We start from the raw sequence: 16,247 nt of genomic DNA on the forward strand, positions 1-16,247 counted from the left end.
CGGGACACCCACGTGATCGTCGGCATCGGCGTTGACGTGGTCGATCTCGCGCGGTTCGAACGAGCTCTCAGCCGCACGCCGGCGCTCAAGAGCCGCCTCTTCGCCGACGTCGAGCTGACCGACGGCGACCGCATTCTGCCGCTGCGCTCCCTCGCCGGACGCTTCGCCGCGAAAGAGGCGCTCATCAAAGCGCTCGGCGAGTCCACCGGAGTGCGCTGGCACCACATGCAGGTCGTCTCGAATTCCCACGGCAATCCCTCCCTGCAATTGACGGATGCCGCGTCCCGCATCGCCGCCCGCAAGGGAATCGGGGCCATCCACCTGTCGATGAGCCACGACGGGGGCATCGCCGTCGCCTACGTGATCGCGGAGGCCGTACAGTGACCGCGCTGCGCGAGGCACGCATCGACCTGGGCGCGATCAGCCGGAACGTCGAGACCATCCGCGCCGCGGTCGACGGCACCGACGTGATGGTCGTGGTCAAGGCGAACGGCTACGGCCACGGCGCCGTCGAGTCCGCCCGCGCGGCGCTCGCCGGGGGAGCCGTCTCGCTCGGCGTCGTCGAGATCGAGGAGGCGCTCGCGCTGCGCGCCGCCGGCATCGACGCGCCCGTGCTGTCGTGGTTGCACGGCAGCGGGGCCGACTTCGACGCCGCGACCTCCGCCGGCATCGAGCTCGGCGTGAACAACCTCGACCAGCTGGAACGGATCGCCGCGGCATCCGGGGTCTCGGTCGTGCACCTCAAGGTCGACAGCGGTCTCGGCCGCAACGGGGCGAACCCCGCCGAGTGCGCCGAACTGTTCGAGGCAGCGGTGCGCCACGAGCGTGCCGGGCGCCTGCAGGTGCGCGGGTTCTTCAGCCACCTCGCCAACGCGGGCGAGGCGGCCGACGCGGCGCAGGTCGCGCGCTTCACCGCGCTGCTCGACGAGGCCCGCGCCGCCGGGCTCGAGCCCGAGGTCGTGCACCTGGCCGCGACCGCCGCCGCGTTGCGCGTGCCGGAGTCGCGCTTCTCCCTCGTGCGCGTCGGGGTGGGCGCCTACGGGCTCTCGCCGTTCGACGATGCGACCAGCGCCGACCTCGGCCTCACCCCCGCGATGAGCCTCAGCGCCGAGATCATCTCGGTCAAGCGCGTGCCGGTCGGCAGCGGCGTCTCGTACGGCCACGACTACGTCACCGCGCGCGAGACTACGCTCGCGCTCGTGCCGATCGGGTACGCCGACGGTATTCCGCGGCACGCGTCCGGCGCGGGACCCGTCTCGATCAACGGGCAGCGCTTCTCGCTCAGCGGCCGCGTCGCCATGGACCAGTTCGTGGTCGACGTGGGCGACACCCCGGTCGCGGTCGGCGACCGCGCCGTGCTCTTCGGCGACCCGGCGACGGGTGCGCCGAGCGCCACCGACTGGGCGGACGCCGCCGGCACGATCAACTACGAGGTGGTGACCCGCATCGGCAACCGGGTCGTGCGGGAGTACTCGTGATCTCGCTGCGCATCGAGACGCCCGAGCAGATGGCCGAGCTGGGTGCGACGATCGCGGGGCAGTTGCGCGCCGGCGACCTGGTCACGCTCAACGGCGAGCTCGGGGCGGGCAAGACCACGCTCACCCGCGGCCTCGGCGAGGCGCTCGGGGTGCGCGGCGCCGTCACCAGCCCGACCTTCGTGCTCGCGCGCACCCACCCGCGGGTCGACGGTGCCCCGCTCGTGCACGTCGACGCGTACCGGCTGTCGAGCGCGATCGAGCTCGACGACCTGGACATCGACTTCGCGGCATCCGTCGTCGTGGTGGAGTGGGGCGAGGGCCTCCTCGACGGCATCACCGACGAGTGGCTGCAGCTCGACATCGTGCGGCCCGTCGGCGGCACCGTGACCGACGACGGGGTCGAGGCACGCGAGATCACCGTGACCGGCCACGGCGCGCGCTGGGCAGACCTGGCCTGGCTCGAGCGGTAGCGCCCCCGCTCCCCGCCGTGGCGCTGAGTTTTGTGGCGCACGCGCCCGTTCGTGCCCGCGCGCCCGAGACAAACCACAGCGCGCCCGCGACAAACCTCCGCGCCCGCGACGACGCTCAGCGTCGTACACCCAGCGCGGTCGGCAGCGGGGTGCGGCACCCGCGATTAAGCTGACAGGGTGCTGCTCGCAATCGATACCTCCGCCGGAACGAGTGTCGCCCTCGTCGACCGCGACGCTGGGGTCCTGGCGGAGCGCGTCTCGCCCGACCCCCGCGGCCACGCCGAGATCGTCGGCAGCCTCATCCGCGAGTGCCTCGACGAGTCGGGGGTCGCGGTAACCGCCCTGTCCGGTGTCGCCGTCGGCATGGGGCCCGGCCCCTTCACGGGACTCCGCGTGGGCATCGCCGCCGCGCGCGCGTTCGCGTTCGGCGCGGGCAAGCCGGTCGTGCCCGTGGTGAGCCACGACGCCATCGCCTTCGGGCTCGTCGTGCCCACGCTCGTGGTGACCGACGCCCGCCGCCGCGAGGTCTACTGGAGCACGTACAGCGGCACCGACGCCGAGGGGCTCCCCGTGCGGGTGAGCGGACCGGCGCTGTGCAAGCCGGCGGAGCTCGAGGGCGTGGTACCCGACTTCGCCGCGTACGAGCGGCTCGACGCGAGCGTGGTCTCCGCGGCATCCATCGGTCTGTTGGCCGAAGGCCTGTACCTGCACAAGCGGCCGTTCGCGGGCGACGAGGCCCTCTACCTGCGCTCGCCCGACGTGACCATGAGCGCCGGCCCGAAGCGGGTCAGCTGATGGTCTGGCAGCTACGGCGCGCGACGGTCGACGACCTCGACGCGATCATGGCGATCGAGCACGCCGTCTTCCCGACCGACGCCTGGTCGGTCGAGTCGATGGGGTCTGAACTGTCGAGCACGCACGGCGTCTACCTCGTCGCGTTCGAGCACTCGGAGCCGCAGGACATCGTGGCGTACGCGGGGCTGCTCGCGCCGCGCGGCGCGTCGCAGGCCGACATCCAGTCCGTCGCCGTCGTCGAGAGCGCCCGCCGCCAGGGACTCGCCCGCACGCTTGTGCTCTCGCTCATCGACGAGGCGCGCGACCGCGGGGCGCGCGAGATCTTCCTCGAGGTGCGCGTGGACAACCCGGGCGCGCAGGCGCTCTACGACTCGCTCGGCTTCGAAGGGATCGCGGTGCGCAAGGGGTACTACCAGCCAGACAACGTGGACGGACTCGTGATGCGCCTCGAGGTGCCCGCACCCAAGACCTCGCCGGCGGTGGGCGCGTGACCGCCGCAGAGCCGCTCGTCCTCGGCATCGAGACCAGCTGCGACGAGACCGGCATCGGCATCGTGCGCGGCTCGACCCTGCTCGCCAACGTGATCTCCTCGTCGATGGACGAGCACGCCCGCTACGGGGGAGTCGTGCCCGAGGTCGCCGCCCGTGCCCACCTGGAGGCGCTCGTCCCCGCGCTGAAAGCGGCGCTCGCCGAGGCCGACGTCACGCTCGACGACCTCGACGCCATCGCGGTCACCAGCGGTCCCGGGCTCTCCGGCGCGCTGATGGTCGGCGTCGGCGCGGCCAAAGCGCTCGCCCTCTCGCTCGACAAGCCGCTCTACGCGGTCAACCACCTCGTCGGCCACGTCGGCGCAGACGTGCTCGACGACGACGCCCCGCTCGAATACCCCACCATCGCCCTCCTCGTCTCGGGCGGCCACACCTCGCTGCTGCTCGTGCGCGACCTCGTCTCCGACGTCGAACTGCTCGGCGAGACCATCGACGACGCCGCGGGCGAGGCCTTCGACAAGGTCGCGCGCCTGCTCGGCCTGCCGTACCCGGGCGGCCCGCAGATCGACCGCGTGGCCGTCGGCGGCGACCCCAAGGCGATCCGGTTCCCCCGCGGGCTCAGCCACCAGAAGGACATGGAGAAGCACCGCTACGACTTCTCCTTCTCCGGCCTCAAGACGGCGGTCGCCCGGTGGGTCGAACAGACCCGTGACTCGGGTGTCGAAGTGCCGATCGCGGATGTCGCGGCGAGCTTCCGTGAGGCGGTGGCAGACATCCTGCTCACCAAGGCCGTCGCGGCCTGCGTCGACTACGGCATCCCGCGCCTGCTGCTCGGCGGCGGGGTCGTCGCCAACGCCCGCGTGCGCGAACTGGCCGCGGAGCGTTGCGCCGCCGCGGGCATCGAGCTGCGCATCCCGCCGCTCTCCCTCTGCACCGACAACGGCGCGATGATCGCGGCGCTCGGTTCGCAACTGATCATGGCCGGGCACGCGCCATCCACTCTCGGATTCGGCGCGGACTCTACTCTTCCCGCCACGGTCATCCAGGCCTGATTGACGGCGTCCCACACTGGTGGGAGCATGGCTGCCATCCGTCGAATCGTGACCTGAGGAGCCTGCAATGGCCGATCCCATCGAACCCGTCCCGCAATCCTTCGCGGCGAATCCGACGACGTACCCGGCCGGCAAATCGCCGATCCTGTCGATCCTGTCGATGATCTCCGGCATCCTCGGAGTTCTCGCCGGGGTAGTCGGCGGCGGCTTCCTGTTCTCGGTCGCGGGCGTCGTGCTCGGGCACATCGGCCAGCGCAAAGAGCCGGAGGCGAAGGGCTTCTGGCTCACGGGCCTGATCACGGGGTACGTCGGAATTCTGCTCAACCTGATCGTGCTGGGCATCTGGATAGCGCTCTGGATCCTCTTCGCCACGAGCGGTGAAATGCGAGATTTCGACGACTTCTACCGGTACCGCTAGGGCGATTTCGCGCGTCCCTCGGTAGACTTGCCCCGACCTGTGAGGAGCACAACATGACTAACTCAGAAGACCAGTCGACGCCAGCCGTGCCGCCGGTGCCCCCAGCACCCGTCACGCCGCCCGAGTCCGCGCCCGTCGCGCCGCCCGCCGGCGAGGTGCGCCCCGACCCCTACGCGGCACCCGCGTACCCCACCGCCCCGCCCGCGTACGCGCCGGCCGGCAACGCCAACCCCTACGCGCCCACCGGCCCGGTCGAGCCCAAGGGCCTGTCGATCACCTCGATGATCCTCGGCATCGTCGGTCTGCTCTCCGGCGGATTCGGCCTGCTGATCTCGATCGCCGCGGTCGTCACGGGACACCTCGCCCAGAAGCGCCAGACCGTCGCCGGCAAGCCGTTCTGGCTCACCGGCCTGATCACCGGCTACATCGGTATCGCGCTCGGCCTGGTCGTGACGATCATCATCGTCATCGTGATCATCGCCGGCATCAACGCGGGCAGCACCGGCTACAGCGAGTACTCGTACAACAGCTAGATCCGTTCTGCCACGAGAGCCACTCTCTTCCCCTCCACGCGAGTGAGGAAGAGGGTGGCTTTTCCGTTGCCCTTGAGCGACAGCTTCGATCGGAACGCGGCCGGGTCGATGTCGACGCCGCGCTTCTTGATCTCGAGTGTGCCGATGCCGAGGGTCTGCAGCCGCTTCTTGATCGCGCGTTCGTCGAGCGGCAGCGTCTCGGTGATGCGGAAGCCGACCGCGAACGGCGTCTCGACCTTGGTGTCGCTGCTGAGGTAGGCGATCTGGTCGCTGATCATGCGCGCGTCGATCGACCGGGCGAGATCGCCGATGAGCCGGGCGCGGATCACGGCGCCGTCGGGCTCGTAGAGGTACTCGCCGAGCGGACCGAGCTCGACGTCGGGGCTGTCGGCCGCGGCGGTGAGTTCGGCGGTGCCGTGCTCGCCGATCACCAGGGCGGCGCGGCCGACGCCGGGACGGGCGACCGCGCCGAACCAGACGCCGAGCTCCACGACGTCGCGGTCGACCGAGATCCACTGCGCCTCGGCGCCCGCCGGGATGAGGTCGCGGTCGACCCCGGGGCCGAGCTTGACGCCCGTCGGCAGCCGCGAGCCGATGCCGAACGCGAAGTCGAGGGAGGGCGACCAGTCCGCGGGGTCTTTCAGGCGGCGCACGCCGTCGCGGCGGGCCGGGTCCAGGTAGACGCCGTCGTAGTCGGCGAGGTCCACGTCTTCGGCGGACGCGTGCTCGATGCCCGCCTGCTCGAAGGGCGCGAGGTTGTACGCGGCGATCGCGGCAGTCACCTCGTCGCGCTCGACGCCGGTGACGCGCAGGTCGATCGCGGCCATGGCGAGCGCGTCGGCGCCGATGCCGCAACCGAGGTCGACGATGCGCGAGAGCCCCGCGTCGCGGAACCGCCCGGCGTGCATCGCCGCGACCCGCAGGCGTGTCGCCTGCTCGAGACCGGCCTCGGTGAACAGCATGCGGTCGGCGAACGGGCCGAACTTCGCGGTCGCCCGCGAGCGCAACTTCGACTGGCTGAGCACCGCCGCCACGAGCGCGGGGGAGTGCCCGGCCTTCCGCAGCGCGGCGACAGATTTGACGACATCCGCCGCCTGGTCGAACGGTGGGAGCGAATCCAGCAGCCGGAGACCCTCGGTGGACAACAGCTCGCGTAACTCGGTGGCCTCCATCCCCTCATTCTCGCCTACGACGAGGGCGGGATGACGCGGGCCGTTGGCACTCGGATTGATCGAGTGCCAATATCCGACGTATAGTTGGTCTGGCACTCTCGTACGGGAAGTGCCAACCAAAGTTTTCGTGAGTTAGAAAGAAGAGGTCAACTGTGTCGGTCTCCATCAAGCCGCTCGAGGATCGCATCGTGATCAAGCAGGTCGAGGCAGAAACGACGACCGCCTCCGGGCTCGTCATTCCTGACACCGCCAAGGAAAAGCCCCAGGAGGGCGAAGTTGTCGCCGTCGGCCCCGGCCGCATCGACGACAACGGCAACCGCATCCCCCTCGACATCGCCGTCGGCGACAAGGTCATCTACTCCAAGTACGGCGGAACCGAGGTGAAGTACGGCGGAGAAGACCTCCTCGTGCTCTCCGCTCGCGACGTGCTCGCGGTCGTCGTCCGCTAAGCAGCGACACCAGCTTCACTCCGGAACGCCCGGTGGCTCAGGCCATCGGGCGTTTCGTCGTTAAAACCGCGGATAGGCTGAACGGGTGCCAACCGCCCCCGCTCCGTCGTCCACGAGCGGAGGGTTCGGACGCGGTCTGGCCTTCGGCGTCGCCGCCTACGCCCTCTGGGGCGTGCTACCCCTCTTCTTCATCCTGCTGCGTCCCGCATCGGCGTTCGAGATCGTCGCGTGGCGCATCGTGCTGTCGCTGGTCTTCTGCATCTTGCTCATCACCGTGACGCGCGGCTGGCCGCCCCTCGTCGCGCTGGTGCGCGATCGACGGGCGACGCTGATGCTCGGCGGAGCCGGCCTGCTGATCGTGGTCAACTGGCTCACCTTCATCTACGCGACGCTCTCCGGCCACGTGGTCGAAGCGGCGCTGGGCTACTTCACCAACCCCATCGTCACCGTGCTGCTCGGCGTCTTCGTGCTGCGCGAGAGACTGCGTCCGCTGCAGTGGGTCGCTATCGGCGTGAGCGCTGTCGCCGTGCTCGTACTGGCCGTCAACTACGGACAGTTCCCGTGGATCGCGCTCCTCCTCGCCTTCTCGTTCGGCTTCTACGGCCTGGTCAAGAAGCAGGTGGGCGGCCGGGTCGACGCGCTCAGCGGGCTCACGATCGAGACCGCCTGGCTGGCCGTGCCCGCCTCCATCGTGCTAGTGGTGCTGGCCGCGAGCGGAAGCCTCGTCACCGGTACCGCGGGCACCGGCCACACCCTCGCCATGTTGCTCGCGGGTGTGGTCACCGCCATCCCCCTGCTGTTCTTCGCGGCCGCCGCCCGGCGCCTGCCGCTCGCCTACCTCGGGCTCACGCAGTACCTGACGCCCATCCTGCAGTTCCTGATCGGCGTCTTCGTGCTCGGCGAGGCCATGCCCGCCGCGCGCTGGTTCGGTTTCGGTCTCGTCTGGATTGCCCTCGTGCTTCTCACGATCGACATGTTTCGTGCGTCACGGGCAACGAAATCCGTAGCGGGTTCAGGTAACGGAATATAACGATCGGGCCGTGTTACATGGCTGTAACACCCATGTATTGTGCCGGTGCGGTTGGCCTAATAGCTTTACAGCACGCACACAGCACCGCTGCGCGCATTCAACCTCAATCACATTTCACTTCACCAAGGAGCAACATGGGTGCATTCTCCCGGGCCAACTCGGCCACTCGCCCGAAGTCGGTCAAGGCTGCGATTAGCGGCATTACCCTCCTCGGCGTGAGCGCGCTGGTTCTCAGCGGCTGTGCTTCGACCCCCGACGCCGACAGCGGCTCGGCCGAAGACCTCACCCTCAAGTTCGGATCGATCCTGCCGCAGACCGGTAGCCTCGCACAGCTCGGCCCGCCCGAGTTCGCGGGTGTCGACCTCGCCATCAAGGAGATCAACGACGCCGACGCTGGCATCGAGGTCTCTGTCGAGCACAAGGACTCCGGCGACACCACGACCGACATCGCAACCCAGTCGGCCACGGCGCTCATCGCCGACAACGTGTCCGTCATCATCGGTGCTGCATCGTCGGGTGTCTCGAAGACCTTCATCGACCAGGTCACCCAGGCCGGTATCGTCCAGATCTCGCCGGCGAACACCTCGCCCGACTTCACCGACTACCCGGACGACGGATACTACTTCCGCACCGCGCCTTCGGACGTGCTGCAGGGCAAGATCCTCGGTAACAAGATCCTCGAAGACGGCAAGACCGACGTCGCCGTTCTCTACATGAACGACGCCTACGGCATCGGCCTCTACGACAACCTGAAGCTCAGCCTCGAAGACGGTGGCGCAAGCATCGTCGGCGAGCAGATCTTCGAGCCGTCGGCAACCGACTTCACCTCGGCCATCCAGGCACTCCTCGCGACCAGCCCCGACGCTCTCGTCGTCATCTCGTTCAACGAGATCACCACGATCGCCGAGCAGCTCGCCGGCCAGGGCTTCGACTTCTCGACGCTCTACGGCACTGACGGAAACTACGGAATCATCGGAGAGGCCGACACCAACGTCGACATCGCCGGCGCGCAGTTCACCAACCCCGGTGTTCTCGCCCCCGAAGACTTCCAGACCCGTCTGCAGGACCTGGTCACCGAGCAGGGCGACCCCGAGCTCGAGGTCTTCAGCTACGCGGCTGAGGCCTACGACGCAACGGTTCTCTCGGCTCTCGCCGCGATCGCCGGTGGAGCCACCGACGGTGCGACGATCCGCGACAACCTGAAGGACGTCTCCGAGGGTGGCACCGAGTGCACCACCTTCGCCGACTGTGCCGCACTGCTGGCCGACGACGCTTCGGCTGACATCGACTACAACGGTGTCTCCGGCCCGATCACGTTCGACGACAACGGCGACCCGACCGAGGCTTACGTCTCGATCTTCCAGTACTCCACTGGAAACGTCTCCGAGGGCATCGACCAGGTCTACGGCAAGCTGTAACCACTAGTCACACGAGAAAGGCCCCGGTCGCGAGACCGGGGCCTTTTTCTGTGCCCGCGAAGTCACCCCCGGCTACCAGCAGTAGTCGGCGAAGTACGCGTAGATCTGCGCGCGCACCTCGGCACCGACGTCGACCGGCACGATTCCTGCGGTGCCGTCGTCGAGCGTCACGGCGAGCGGCAGGTAGGTGCCGCGCTTGTCCTCCGCCAGGATGTGCGGGTTGCAGTTACTCGGCACGATCGCGAGTGTGGTCGAGAGCGGGCCGGATGCCGCGTCGAGCCGCCACCCCAACGGCCACGAGTCGCCGGAGCCCTCCGGGGCGATCAGCGTCGTGCGTCCCACCGATGACACCGTCGCGACCCCCTCCGCGCCCGTGGGCGTCGCCACGAGGTCGAGGAGCGCCACCGGCCGCCCCGCGCGCTGTTCCACCCGCAGCGGGCCGCTCACGCCGATCTCGGCGACCGCGGCCGTGTGTTCGACGATGCAGTCCTCCGCCGTCACCTTGGCGACGGTGCCGAACACGTCGGCGGGGTTCGCGGTGGCCTCGCCCGCGCCATCCGCCGTTCTGAATTGGAAGACGACCTCGGGGTCGGCGACCGTGCCGTCCGCGTCGCAGACGGGCGTGCCGAGCAGCACCCGCAGGTCGCGCGTGGAGCCGACCGGGATGTCCACGTCTCGGTCCCACACGGTGCCGTCGTCGCCGAACAGCGGCGAGACGAACGCCGCCTCGGTCACCGTGACGGGGTCGTCGGAGTCGTTCGTGATCGAGATCTCGAGCGCGCGCGGCGCGTAGTCGAGCCGGTACTGCTTGATGCCGACGGTGACGCCGTCGGGCAGGGGCACGCTGTCGGGCGGCGGAGCCGCGGAGGGGCCGCACGCAGAAAGGCCTGCCACGGCGATGACACCGAGGCAGGCCTTTCCGATCGAACGGGTGCGCGTGGCTACTTCTTCTCCTGATCGGCCGCCAGGGTCCCGAGGTAGAGCTCGATGACCTTGGGGTCGTTCATCAGTTCGCGGCCGGATCCCGAGTAGGCGTCGCGGCCTTGGTCGAGAACGTAGCCGCGGTCGCAGATCTGCAGGGCGCGGCGTGCGTTCTGCTCCACGATGAGGACGGAGACGCCCGCCTTGTTGATGATCGAGATGTTGATGAACGTCTCGTCCTGGCGCACGGGGGAGAGGCCGGCGCTCGGCTCGTCGAGCAGCAGCACCGTCGGGTCCATCATGAGCGCCCGCGACATGGCGACCATCTGGCGCTCGCCGCCCGAGAGGGCACCCGCGCGCTGCTTGAGGCGCTTGCCGAGCTCGGGGAACAGGTCGGTCACGAAGCCGAGGCGTTCCTTGAACATCTTCGGCTTCTGGTACGAGCCCATCTCGAGGTTCTCCTCGATGGTGAGGCTCGGGAAGACGTTGTTGTTCTGCGGAACCATGCCGACACCGCGCGACACGAGCTTGTCGGCCTTGAGGCCGGTGATGTCGCCGCCGTTCAGCTCGATGTTGCCGCTGCGGATGTTGACCTGGCCGAAGATCGCCTTCAGCAGCGTCGACTTGCCGGCGCCGTTCGGGCCGATGATGCCGACGAGTTCGCCCTTCTCGACGAAGATGCTGCAGCCGTTGAGGATGTCGACGCCGGGGATGTAGCCGGCGACGAGGTCCGTGGTGCGCAGTACTGTCTCGGTCACTTCGTCGCCTTCTTGGTTGTCGGCGCCGCTGCGGTGCCATCTTCTTCGATTTCGTGCTCGATCTCGTGCTTGACCAGGTCGGAGTCCATCGTCTCGGCGATCTCCTGCTGTCCCGTGAGGGTGCCGAGGTCGACGTCGTGGTGGGCGCCGAGGTAGGCGTCGATCACGGCGGGGTCGGTCATCACGGTCGAGGGCGGGCCCTCGGCGACGATGCGGCCCTCGGCCATCACGACCACCCAGTCGGCGATCTCGTTGACCATGTGCATGTCGTGCTCGACGAACAGAACCGTCATGCCCTGGGTCTTGAGGTCGAGGATGTGGTGCAGCAGCGACTGGGTGAGCGCCGGGTTGACGCCGGCCATTGGCTCGTCGAGCATGACCAGTTCGGGCTCGCTCATGAGAGCGCGCGCCATTTCGAGCAGCTTGCGCTGTCCGCCGGAGAGCGACGACGCGTGGTCGTCGGCCTTGGCGTCGAGCTTGAAGCGCGCGAGCAGGTCCATCGCCTTGACGGTGATCTCGTCTTCGCGGCCGCGCCAGAGCGGACGGAAGATCGCCTTGAACAGGTTCTCCCCGCCCTGGCGTCCGGCGCCGAGACGCATGTTCTCGATCACCGTCATGCCACCGAGGGCCTTGGTGAGCTGGAACGTGCGGATCATGCCGAGACGCGCGACCTTGAACGCCGGCATTCCGGCGAGGTCCTTTCCGCCGAACGTCCACGTGCCCGTGTTGGGCTTGTCGAATCCGGTGAGCAGGTTGAAGAACGTGGTCTTGCCGGCACCGTTCGGGCCGATGAGGGCCGTGATAGAACCGCGGGGGATCTCGAGGTGCGCCACGTCGACGGCGGTGAGACCGCCGAACTGGCGGCTCACGCTGTCGGCGACGACGATCGGGTCTTTTTTGGCGACACCGGGCACGATGTTGTCGACATCGAGAACCAGGTCTGCGACTGGAGTCTTATCAGACACTGAAGAGCGCCTCCTTCTTCTTGCCGAAGATGCCTTGCGGCCGGAATATCACGAGCAGCATCAGCGTGACGCCGATGATGATGAAGCGGATCGGGCCCTGCTGAGTGCTCGAGATCGGCAGCAGCTCGTTCGAGACGAGCAGGCTGAGGATTCCGTCGGACAGCGACAGGGTGACCCAGAAGATGATCGAGCCGGCGATCGGACCGAAGACCGTCGCCGCTCCTCCGAGCAGCAGGATCGTGTAGAGGAAGAACGTCAGCTGCGTGCCGTAGTTGTCGGGCTGCAGCGACCGCGGCAGGATGAAGAGCGCTCCGGCGATACCGCCGAAGATTCCACCCAGGATGAGCGCCTGCATCTTGTAGGCGAACACGTTCTTGCCGAGGCTGCGGACGGCGTCCTGGTCCTCGCGGATTCCCTTGACGATGCGACCCCACGGGCTGCGGACGAGCAGGAAGACGAGGAGGCAGGCGATGCCGACGATGACCCAGGCGACGAGACGCACCCACCACTGGTCGGCGGAGTAGGTGAGCACACCCAGTCCGAACCGGCCTTCGGCGAGCGGGTTGACCGCGTTGAAGTTGACCGCGGCGCCGTTGATGCCCTCCGAGCCTCCGGTCACGTCCGAGAACTCCGGCGTCTTGACCGAGAGGCGGATGATCTCCGCCGCCGCGATGGTCACGATGCTGAGGTAGTCGGCGCGCAGTCGGAGTGTCGGGATGCCGAGGATGAGCGCGAAGACCGTCGATGCGATCACCGTCGCGGCCGAGGCCGCGGCGAGCAGCAGGAGCGGGTAGCCCCACTCCGGCCAGTCGAGGGCCCATCCGGGAACGGGGAGCTGGCCGAGCTGCACGGTCGTGATCGCGAAGGCGTAGCCTCCGACGGCCATAAAGCCGGCCTGACCGAAGTTCAGGAGGCCCGTGAAGCCGAAGTGCACGGCGAGGCCGAGCGCCGCGAGCGCGTATGCCGCGGTGGTCGGGGAGAAGATCTCTCCGAATGCGAGGGGGATGAAGTTGTAATCCATGTGTTTTCCCTAGCCGATTCTCTCGCGGCGACCGAGGATGCCCTGAGGTCTGAAGAGCAGGATGATGATCATGATCACGAGGGCCGCGACGTACTTGAGGTTCTCGGGGATCCAGATCGTTGACACGTTGATGAAGACACCGATGACGAGCGAGCCGACCAGGGCTCCGAACGCGGTACCGAGTCCACCGAGCGTGACGGCGGCGAAGACGAGGAGCAGGATCGAGGCTCCCGTGTCCCAGCGCAGCGACTGGTAGTAGCCGATGAAGACGCCGGAGAGGGCCGCGAGGGCCGCTCCGCCGATCCAGACGATACGGATGACGCCCTCGACGTCGATGCCGGAGGCCGCTGCCAGCGACCGGTTGTCGGCGACCGCTCGGGTGGCCTTACCGATCTTGGTGCGCAGCAGTACGAACGCCACGGCGAGCAGGAGCACGATCGCGATGACCGCTCCCGCGACATCCGTGAATCTCAAGCTCACGGAACCGATGACCAAGAACGGCTTCGGGTCGCTGGGGAGCGAGAGACGGTCGGCGCCCCAGATGAACGCGAACAGGTAGCGCAGCACGAGCGAGAGACCGATCGTGACGATCATCAGCGGGATCAGCCCGAGGCCGCGCTTACGCAGCGGTTTCCAGAGGCCGGCGTCCTGCACGTAGCCGAACACACCGCCGAGCACCACGGCGACCACGATGGCCAGCGGTGCAGGCCAGCCGAAGATGCCGCTGAACGTGTACGCCATCAGAGCACCGAAGGTCACCAGCTCGCCGTGGGCGAAGTTGTTGAGGCCGGTGGTGCCGTAGATCAGCGAGAGGCCGATGGCCGCGAGCGCGATCAGCAGACCGAAGATCAGACCCGAGACGACCTTGGGCCAGAACAGGGTCAAGAAGTCGGGGCCGGATGACGCGCTGCTGCCGCCACCGCCCGCGGACGGGGTCGGTTCCGCGCCCATCGCCGGGTTGTCCGGCGAGACCAGGAAGATGCCGGGGGCATTCTGCTGTCCGGCCGACACCGTGATGTCGCGGGGGTTCTTGTTCGGGAAGCCTGCCTCGGGAGGAAGCGTCGACTCGTCGATCGTGATCGTGTAGTCGCCGGGCTCTTCGAGGCCGATGATGACCTTGCCGTCTTCACCGGTGACCAGGTCTTCGTCCACGCCGTCGCCCGACACGTTGACGCCGATGTTCGGCATGTTCGCTTTGTCGGCGGCGAGGCGCACCCAGACTTGGATGGTCTGCTCTGCGTCTTCGGGGGGAATAACGTCGGTCGGTACTGATGCGTGCGCCGAGGCTGGCATCAATGCCAGAAGCGTCACCGCCAGACCGAATGCTCCGAGTACGAGCTTGCGGGCTCGACTCTTCTGCGCGGGCTCTGCCACGGATGGACCTCCAGGTGTCGTTCACTAACTGCTGTGTTTTGTCGAACAACGCCTGTCATCGACACCCATAAAGTACCCCGGGGATGTGTCAATCGTGTTTCGACGCTGAAACGCGCAATCGCAATCCTCACGCGGGAACATAAGGAGGTCAAGCTGGGTTAATATTGTCTACCGGTATTCAGTGTGGCATCCGGGTCATTTTCACTCTTATCTCTAGGGGACTCATGGACCAGCCTGATCCTTTCGGTTTTATCGGACTCACGTACGACGACGTCATGCTGCTCCCGGGGCACACTGACGTGATCCCGAGCGAGGCAGACACCACGTCGCGCCTCACACGCCGCATCTCCGTCGCGTCGCCGCTGCTCTCCGCGGCGATGGACACCGTGACCGAGTCGCGCATGGCGATCGCCATGGCGCGCAACGGCGGTATCGGTGTCCTGCACCGCAACCTGTCGATCGACGACCAGGCGGCGCACGTCGACAAGGTCAAGCGCAGCGAGAGCGGCATGATCACCAACCCGGTGACCACGACCCCCGACGCGACCGTGGCCGAGGTCGACGCACTGTGCGGCGAGTTCCGCGTCTCGGGCCTGCCCGTGGTCGAGGCCGACGGCCGTCTCGTCGGTATCATCACGAACCGCGACATGCGCTTCGTCTCCGAGTTCGAGAAGCACACCACCCTCGTGCGCGACGTTATGACGACGACCGGACTGATCACCGCTCCCGTGGGTGTGGGTTCGGATGCCGCGATCGCACTGTTCGCCCAGCACAAGATCGAGAAGCTCCCGCTGATCGACGCCGAGGGCAAGTTGCGCGGATTGATCACCGTCAAGGACTTCGACAAGAGCGAGAAGTACCCGAACGCCACCAAGGACGACGAGGGACGCCTGCGCGTCGCCGCCGCCATCGGCTTCTTCGGCGACGCCTGGGACCGCGCGGTCGCGCTGAACGAGGCCGGGGTCGACGTCATCGTCGTCGACACGGCCAACGGCGACTCCAAGGGCGTGCTCGACATGATCAGCCGTATGAAGAGCGACGCGGCATTCGCACACATCGACGTGATCGGCGGCAACGTCGCCACCCGTACGGGCGCCCAGGCGCTCATCGACGCCGGAGCCGACGCGATCAAGGTCGGCGTCGGACCGGGCTCCATCTGCACCACGCGCGTCGTCGCGGGTGTCGGCGTGCCCCAGGTCACCGCCGTCTACGAGGCGTCGCTCGCCGCGCGCGAGGTCGGTATCCCCGTCATCGCCGACGGCGGTCTGCAGTACTCGGGCGACATCGCGAAGGCGCTCGTCGCCGGCGCCGACACGGTCATGCTCGGCTCGCTCCTCGCCGGCTGCGACGAGAGCCCGGGCGACCTGGTCTTCGTCAATGGCAAGCAGTTCAAGAACTACCGCGGCATGGGCTCGCTCGGCGCGCTGCAGACCCGCGGCAAGAAGACCTCGTACTCGCGCGACCGCTACTTCCAGGCCGACGTCCCCTCCGACGAGCAGCTCATCGCCGAGGGCGTGGAAGGCCAGGTGCCCTACCGCGGACCGCTCTCCGCCGTCGCGTACCAGCTGCTCGGCGGCCTGCGCCAGTCGATGTTCTACACCGGCGCCCGCACCGTGACCGAACTCAAGCACAAGGGCAAGTTCGTGCGCATCACCGCGGCCGGACTCAAGGAGTCGCACCCGCACGACCTGCAGATGGTCGTCGCGGCACCGAACTACTCGAAGTAACGCTGCACCGCCGACACCCGTCGCGACCTCACCGGTCGCGGCGGGTGTCGTCGGTTAACGGAGCCGGTGGTTGGGCCGCTCGGCGACCGTATCGAAACCCGGCCTTTAGGGCGGATGACGCTAGGTGGCCAGTTTGCGCTGGTCGGTCGGGGCGATGACGTGCCGAAGTGGCCGGGTG

Annotated in this window: 18 protein-coding genes; 12 read left to right on the forward strand and 6 right to left on the reverse strand. The window is 68.0% G+C overall.

Annotated features, from left to right (window positions below; all coding sequences use genetic code 11):
* Window positions 1–12 precede the first annotated feature (12 nt).
* The 8 genes from HD599_RS00940 (at window position 13) to HD599_RS00975 (ending at window position 5,234) form a co-directional block, all read left to right on the forward strand.
* The gene (locus tag HD599_RS00940) at window positions 13–384 is read left to right on the forward strand and encodes a holo-ACP synthase (protein ID WP_184232794.1); all 372 of its coding nucleotides are present in this window, start codon (window positions 13–15) and stop codon (window positions 382–384) included.
* Window positions 381–1,478 carry an alanine racemase gene (alr, locus tag HD599_RS00945; protein WP_184232796.1) on the forward strand — a complete coding sequence of 366 codons (1,098 nt, stop codon included), beginning with the start codon at window positions 381–383 and terminating at the stop codon, window positions 1,476–1,478. Before HD599_RS00940 ends, alr begins: the two co-directional genes overlap by 4 nt.
* 29 nt (window positions 1,479–1,507) lie before the next feature.
* Window positions 1,508–1,948 carry a tRNA (adenosine(37)-N6)-threonylcarbamoyltransferase complex ATPase subunit type 1 TsaE gene (gene tsaE, locus HD599_RS00950; RefSeq protein WP_184240146.1) on the forward strand — a complete coding sequence of 147 codons (441 nt, stop codon included), beginning with the start codon at window positions 1,508–1,510 and terminating at the stop codon, window positions 1,946–1,948.
* A gap of 177 nt (window positions 1,949–2,125) precedes the next feature.
* Window positions 2,126–2,743, forward strand: a complete 618-nt coding sequence (tsaB, locus tag HD599_RS00955) for a tRNA (adenosine(37)-N6)-threonylcarbamoyltransferase complex dimerization subunit type 1 TsaB (RefSeq protein WP_184232798.1) — start codon at window positions 2,126–2,128, stop codon at window positions 2,741–2,743.
* Window positions 2,743–3,234 (forward strand): ribosomal protein S18-alanine N-acetyltransferase, encoded by a 492-nt coding sequence (gene rimI / locus HD599_RS00960; RefSeq protein WP_184232800.1) that lies wholly within the window; start codon window positions 2,743–2,745, stop codon window positions 3,232–3,234. Before tsaB ends, rimI begins: the two co-directional genes overlap by 1 nt.
* Window positions 3,231–4,283, forward strand: coding sequence for a tRNA (adenosine(37)-N6)-threonylcarbamoyltransferase complex transferase subunit TsaD (gene tsaD / locus HD599_RS00965; protein ID WP_184232802.1), 1,053 nt, complete (start codon window positions 3,231–3,233; stop codon window positions 4,281–4,283). The genes rimI and tsaD overlap by 4 nt, the downstream gene beginning before the upstream one ends.
* 67 nt (window positions 4,284–4,350) lie before the next feature.
* Entirely contained in the window at window positions 4,351–4,701 is a 351-nt protein-coding gene (locus HD599_RS00970; protein ID WP_184232804.1) for a DUF4190 domain-containing protein, read from the forward strand.
* Window positions 4,702–4,754: 53 nt separating this feature from the next.
* Window positions 4,755–5,234, forward strand: coding sequence for a DUF4190 domain-containing protein (locus tag HD599_RS00975; RefSeq protein WP_184232806.1), 480 nt, complete (start codon window positions 4,755–4,757; stop codon window positions 5,232–5,234).
* Here the strand turns inward: HD599_RS00975 and HD599_RS00980 are convergent.
* Complete coding sequence (locus tag HD599_RS00980; protein WP_184232808.1) at window positions 5,231–6,406, reverse strand: class I SAM-dependent methyltransferase; 1,176 nt, start codon at window positions 6,404–6,406, stop codon at window positions 5,231–5,233. The two genes, HD599_RS00975 and HD599_RS00980, sit on opposite strands and share 4 nt — an antisense overlap.
* Window positions 6,407–6,558: 152 nt before the next feature.
* Between HD599_RS00980 and groES the strand changes: the two genes are divergently transcribed.
* The 3 genes from groES (at window position 6,559) to HD599_RS00995 (ending at window position 9,303) form a co-directional block, all read left to right on the forward strand.
* Window positions 6,559–6,855, forward strand: a complete 297-nt coding sequence (groES, locus tag HD599_RS00985) for a co-chaperone GroES (protein WP_184232811.1) — start codon at window positions 6,559–6,561, stop codon at window positions 6,853–6,855.
* An 85-nt stretch (window positions 6,856–6,940) separates the two neighbouring features.
* Window positions 6,941–7,885, forward strand: coding sequence for an EamA family transporter RarD (rarD, locus tag HD599_RS00990; RefSeq protein WP_184232813.1), 945 nt, complete (start codon window positions 6,941–6,943; stop codon window positions 7,883–7,885).
* A 215-nt stretch (window positions 7,886–8,100) separates the two neighbouring features.
* Complete coding sequence (locus tag HD599_RS00995) at window positions 8,101–9,303, forward strand: ABC transporter substrate-binding protein (protein ID WP_343061816.1); 1,203 nt, start codon at window positions 8,101–8,103, stop codon at window positions 9,301–9,303.
* 72 nt (window positions 9,304–9,375) lie between these two features.
* Here HD599_RS00995 and HD599_RS01000 read toward each other — a convergent pair whose 3' ends face one another.
* The 5 genes from HD599_RS01000 to HD599_RS01020 are packed head-to-tail and all read right to left on the reverse strand — an operon-like array spanning window position 9,376 to window position 14,342.
* Window positions 9,376–10,197: a hypothetical protein gene (locus HD599_RS01000; protein ID WP_184232817.1), complete on the reverse strand. Its 822-nt coding sequence runs from the start codon at window positions 10,195–10,197 to the stop codon at window positions 9,376–9,378.
* Window positions 10,198–10,244: 47 nt separating this feature from the next.
* Complete coding sequence (locus HD599_RS01005; RefSeq protein WP_184232819.1) at window positions 10,245–10,982, reverse strand: ATP-binding cassette domain-containing protein; 738 nt, start codon at window positions 10,980–10,982, stop codon at window positions 10,245–10,247.
* Window positions 10,979–11,947 (reverse strand): ATP-binding cassette domain-containing protein, encoded by a 969-nt coding sequence (locus HD599_RS01010; RefSeq protein WP_184232821.1) that lies wholly within the window; start codon window positions 11,945–11,947, stop codon window positions 10,979–10,981. Before HD599_RS01010 ends, HD599_RS01005 begins: the two co-directional genes overlap by 4 nt.
* The gene (locus tag HD599_RS01015; RefSeq protein WP_184232823.1) at window positions 11,940–12,968 is read right to left on the reverse strand and encodes a branched-chain amino acid ABC transporter permease; all 1,029 of its coding nucleotides are present in this window, start codon (window positions 12,966–12,968) and stop codon (window positions 11,940–11,942) included. The genes HD599_RS01010 and HD599_RS01015 overlap by 8 nt, the downstream gene beginning before the upstream one ends.
* 9 nt (window positions 12,969–12,977) lie before the next feature.
* Window positions 12,978–14,342, reverse strand: coding sequence for a branched-chain amino acid ABC transporter permease (locus tag HD599_RS01020; RefSeq protein ID WP_343061817.1), 1,365 nt, complete (start codon window positions 14,340–14,342; stop codon window positions 12,978–12,980).
* A gap of 224 nt (window positions 14,343–14,566) precedes the next feature.
* Between HD599_RS01020 and guaB the strand changes: the two genes are divergently transcribed.
* Entirely contained in the window at window positions 14,567–16,069 is a 1,503-nt protein-coding gene (guaB, locus tag HD599_RS01025; protein ID WP_184232825.1) for an IMP dehydrogenase, read from the forward strand.
* The last annotated feature ends 178 nt before the right edge of the window (window positions 16,070–16,247 follow it).

This window comes from Conyzicola lurida, assembly GCF_014204935.1.
GTDB lineage: Bacteria > Actinomycetota > Actinomycetes > Actinomycetales > Microbacteriaceae > Conyzicola > Conyzicola lurida.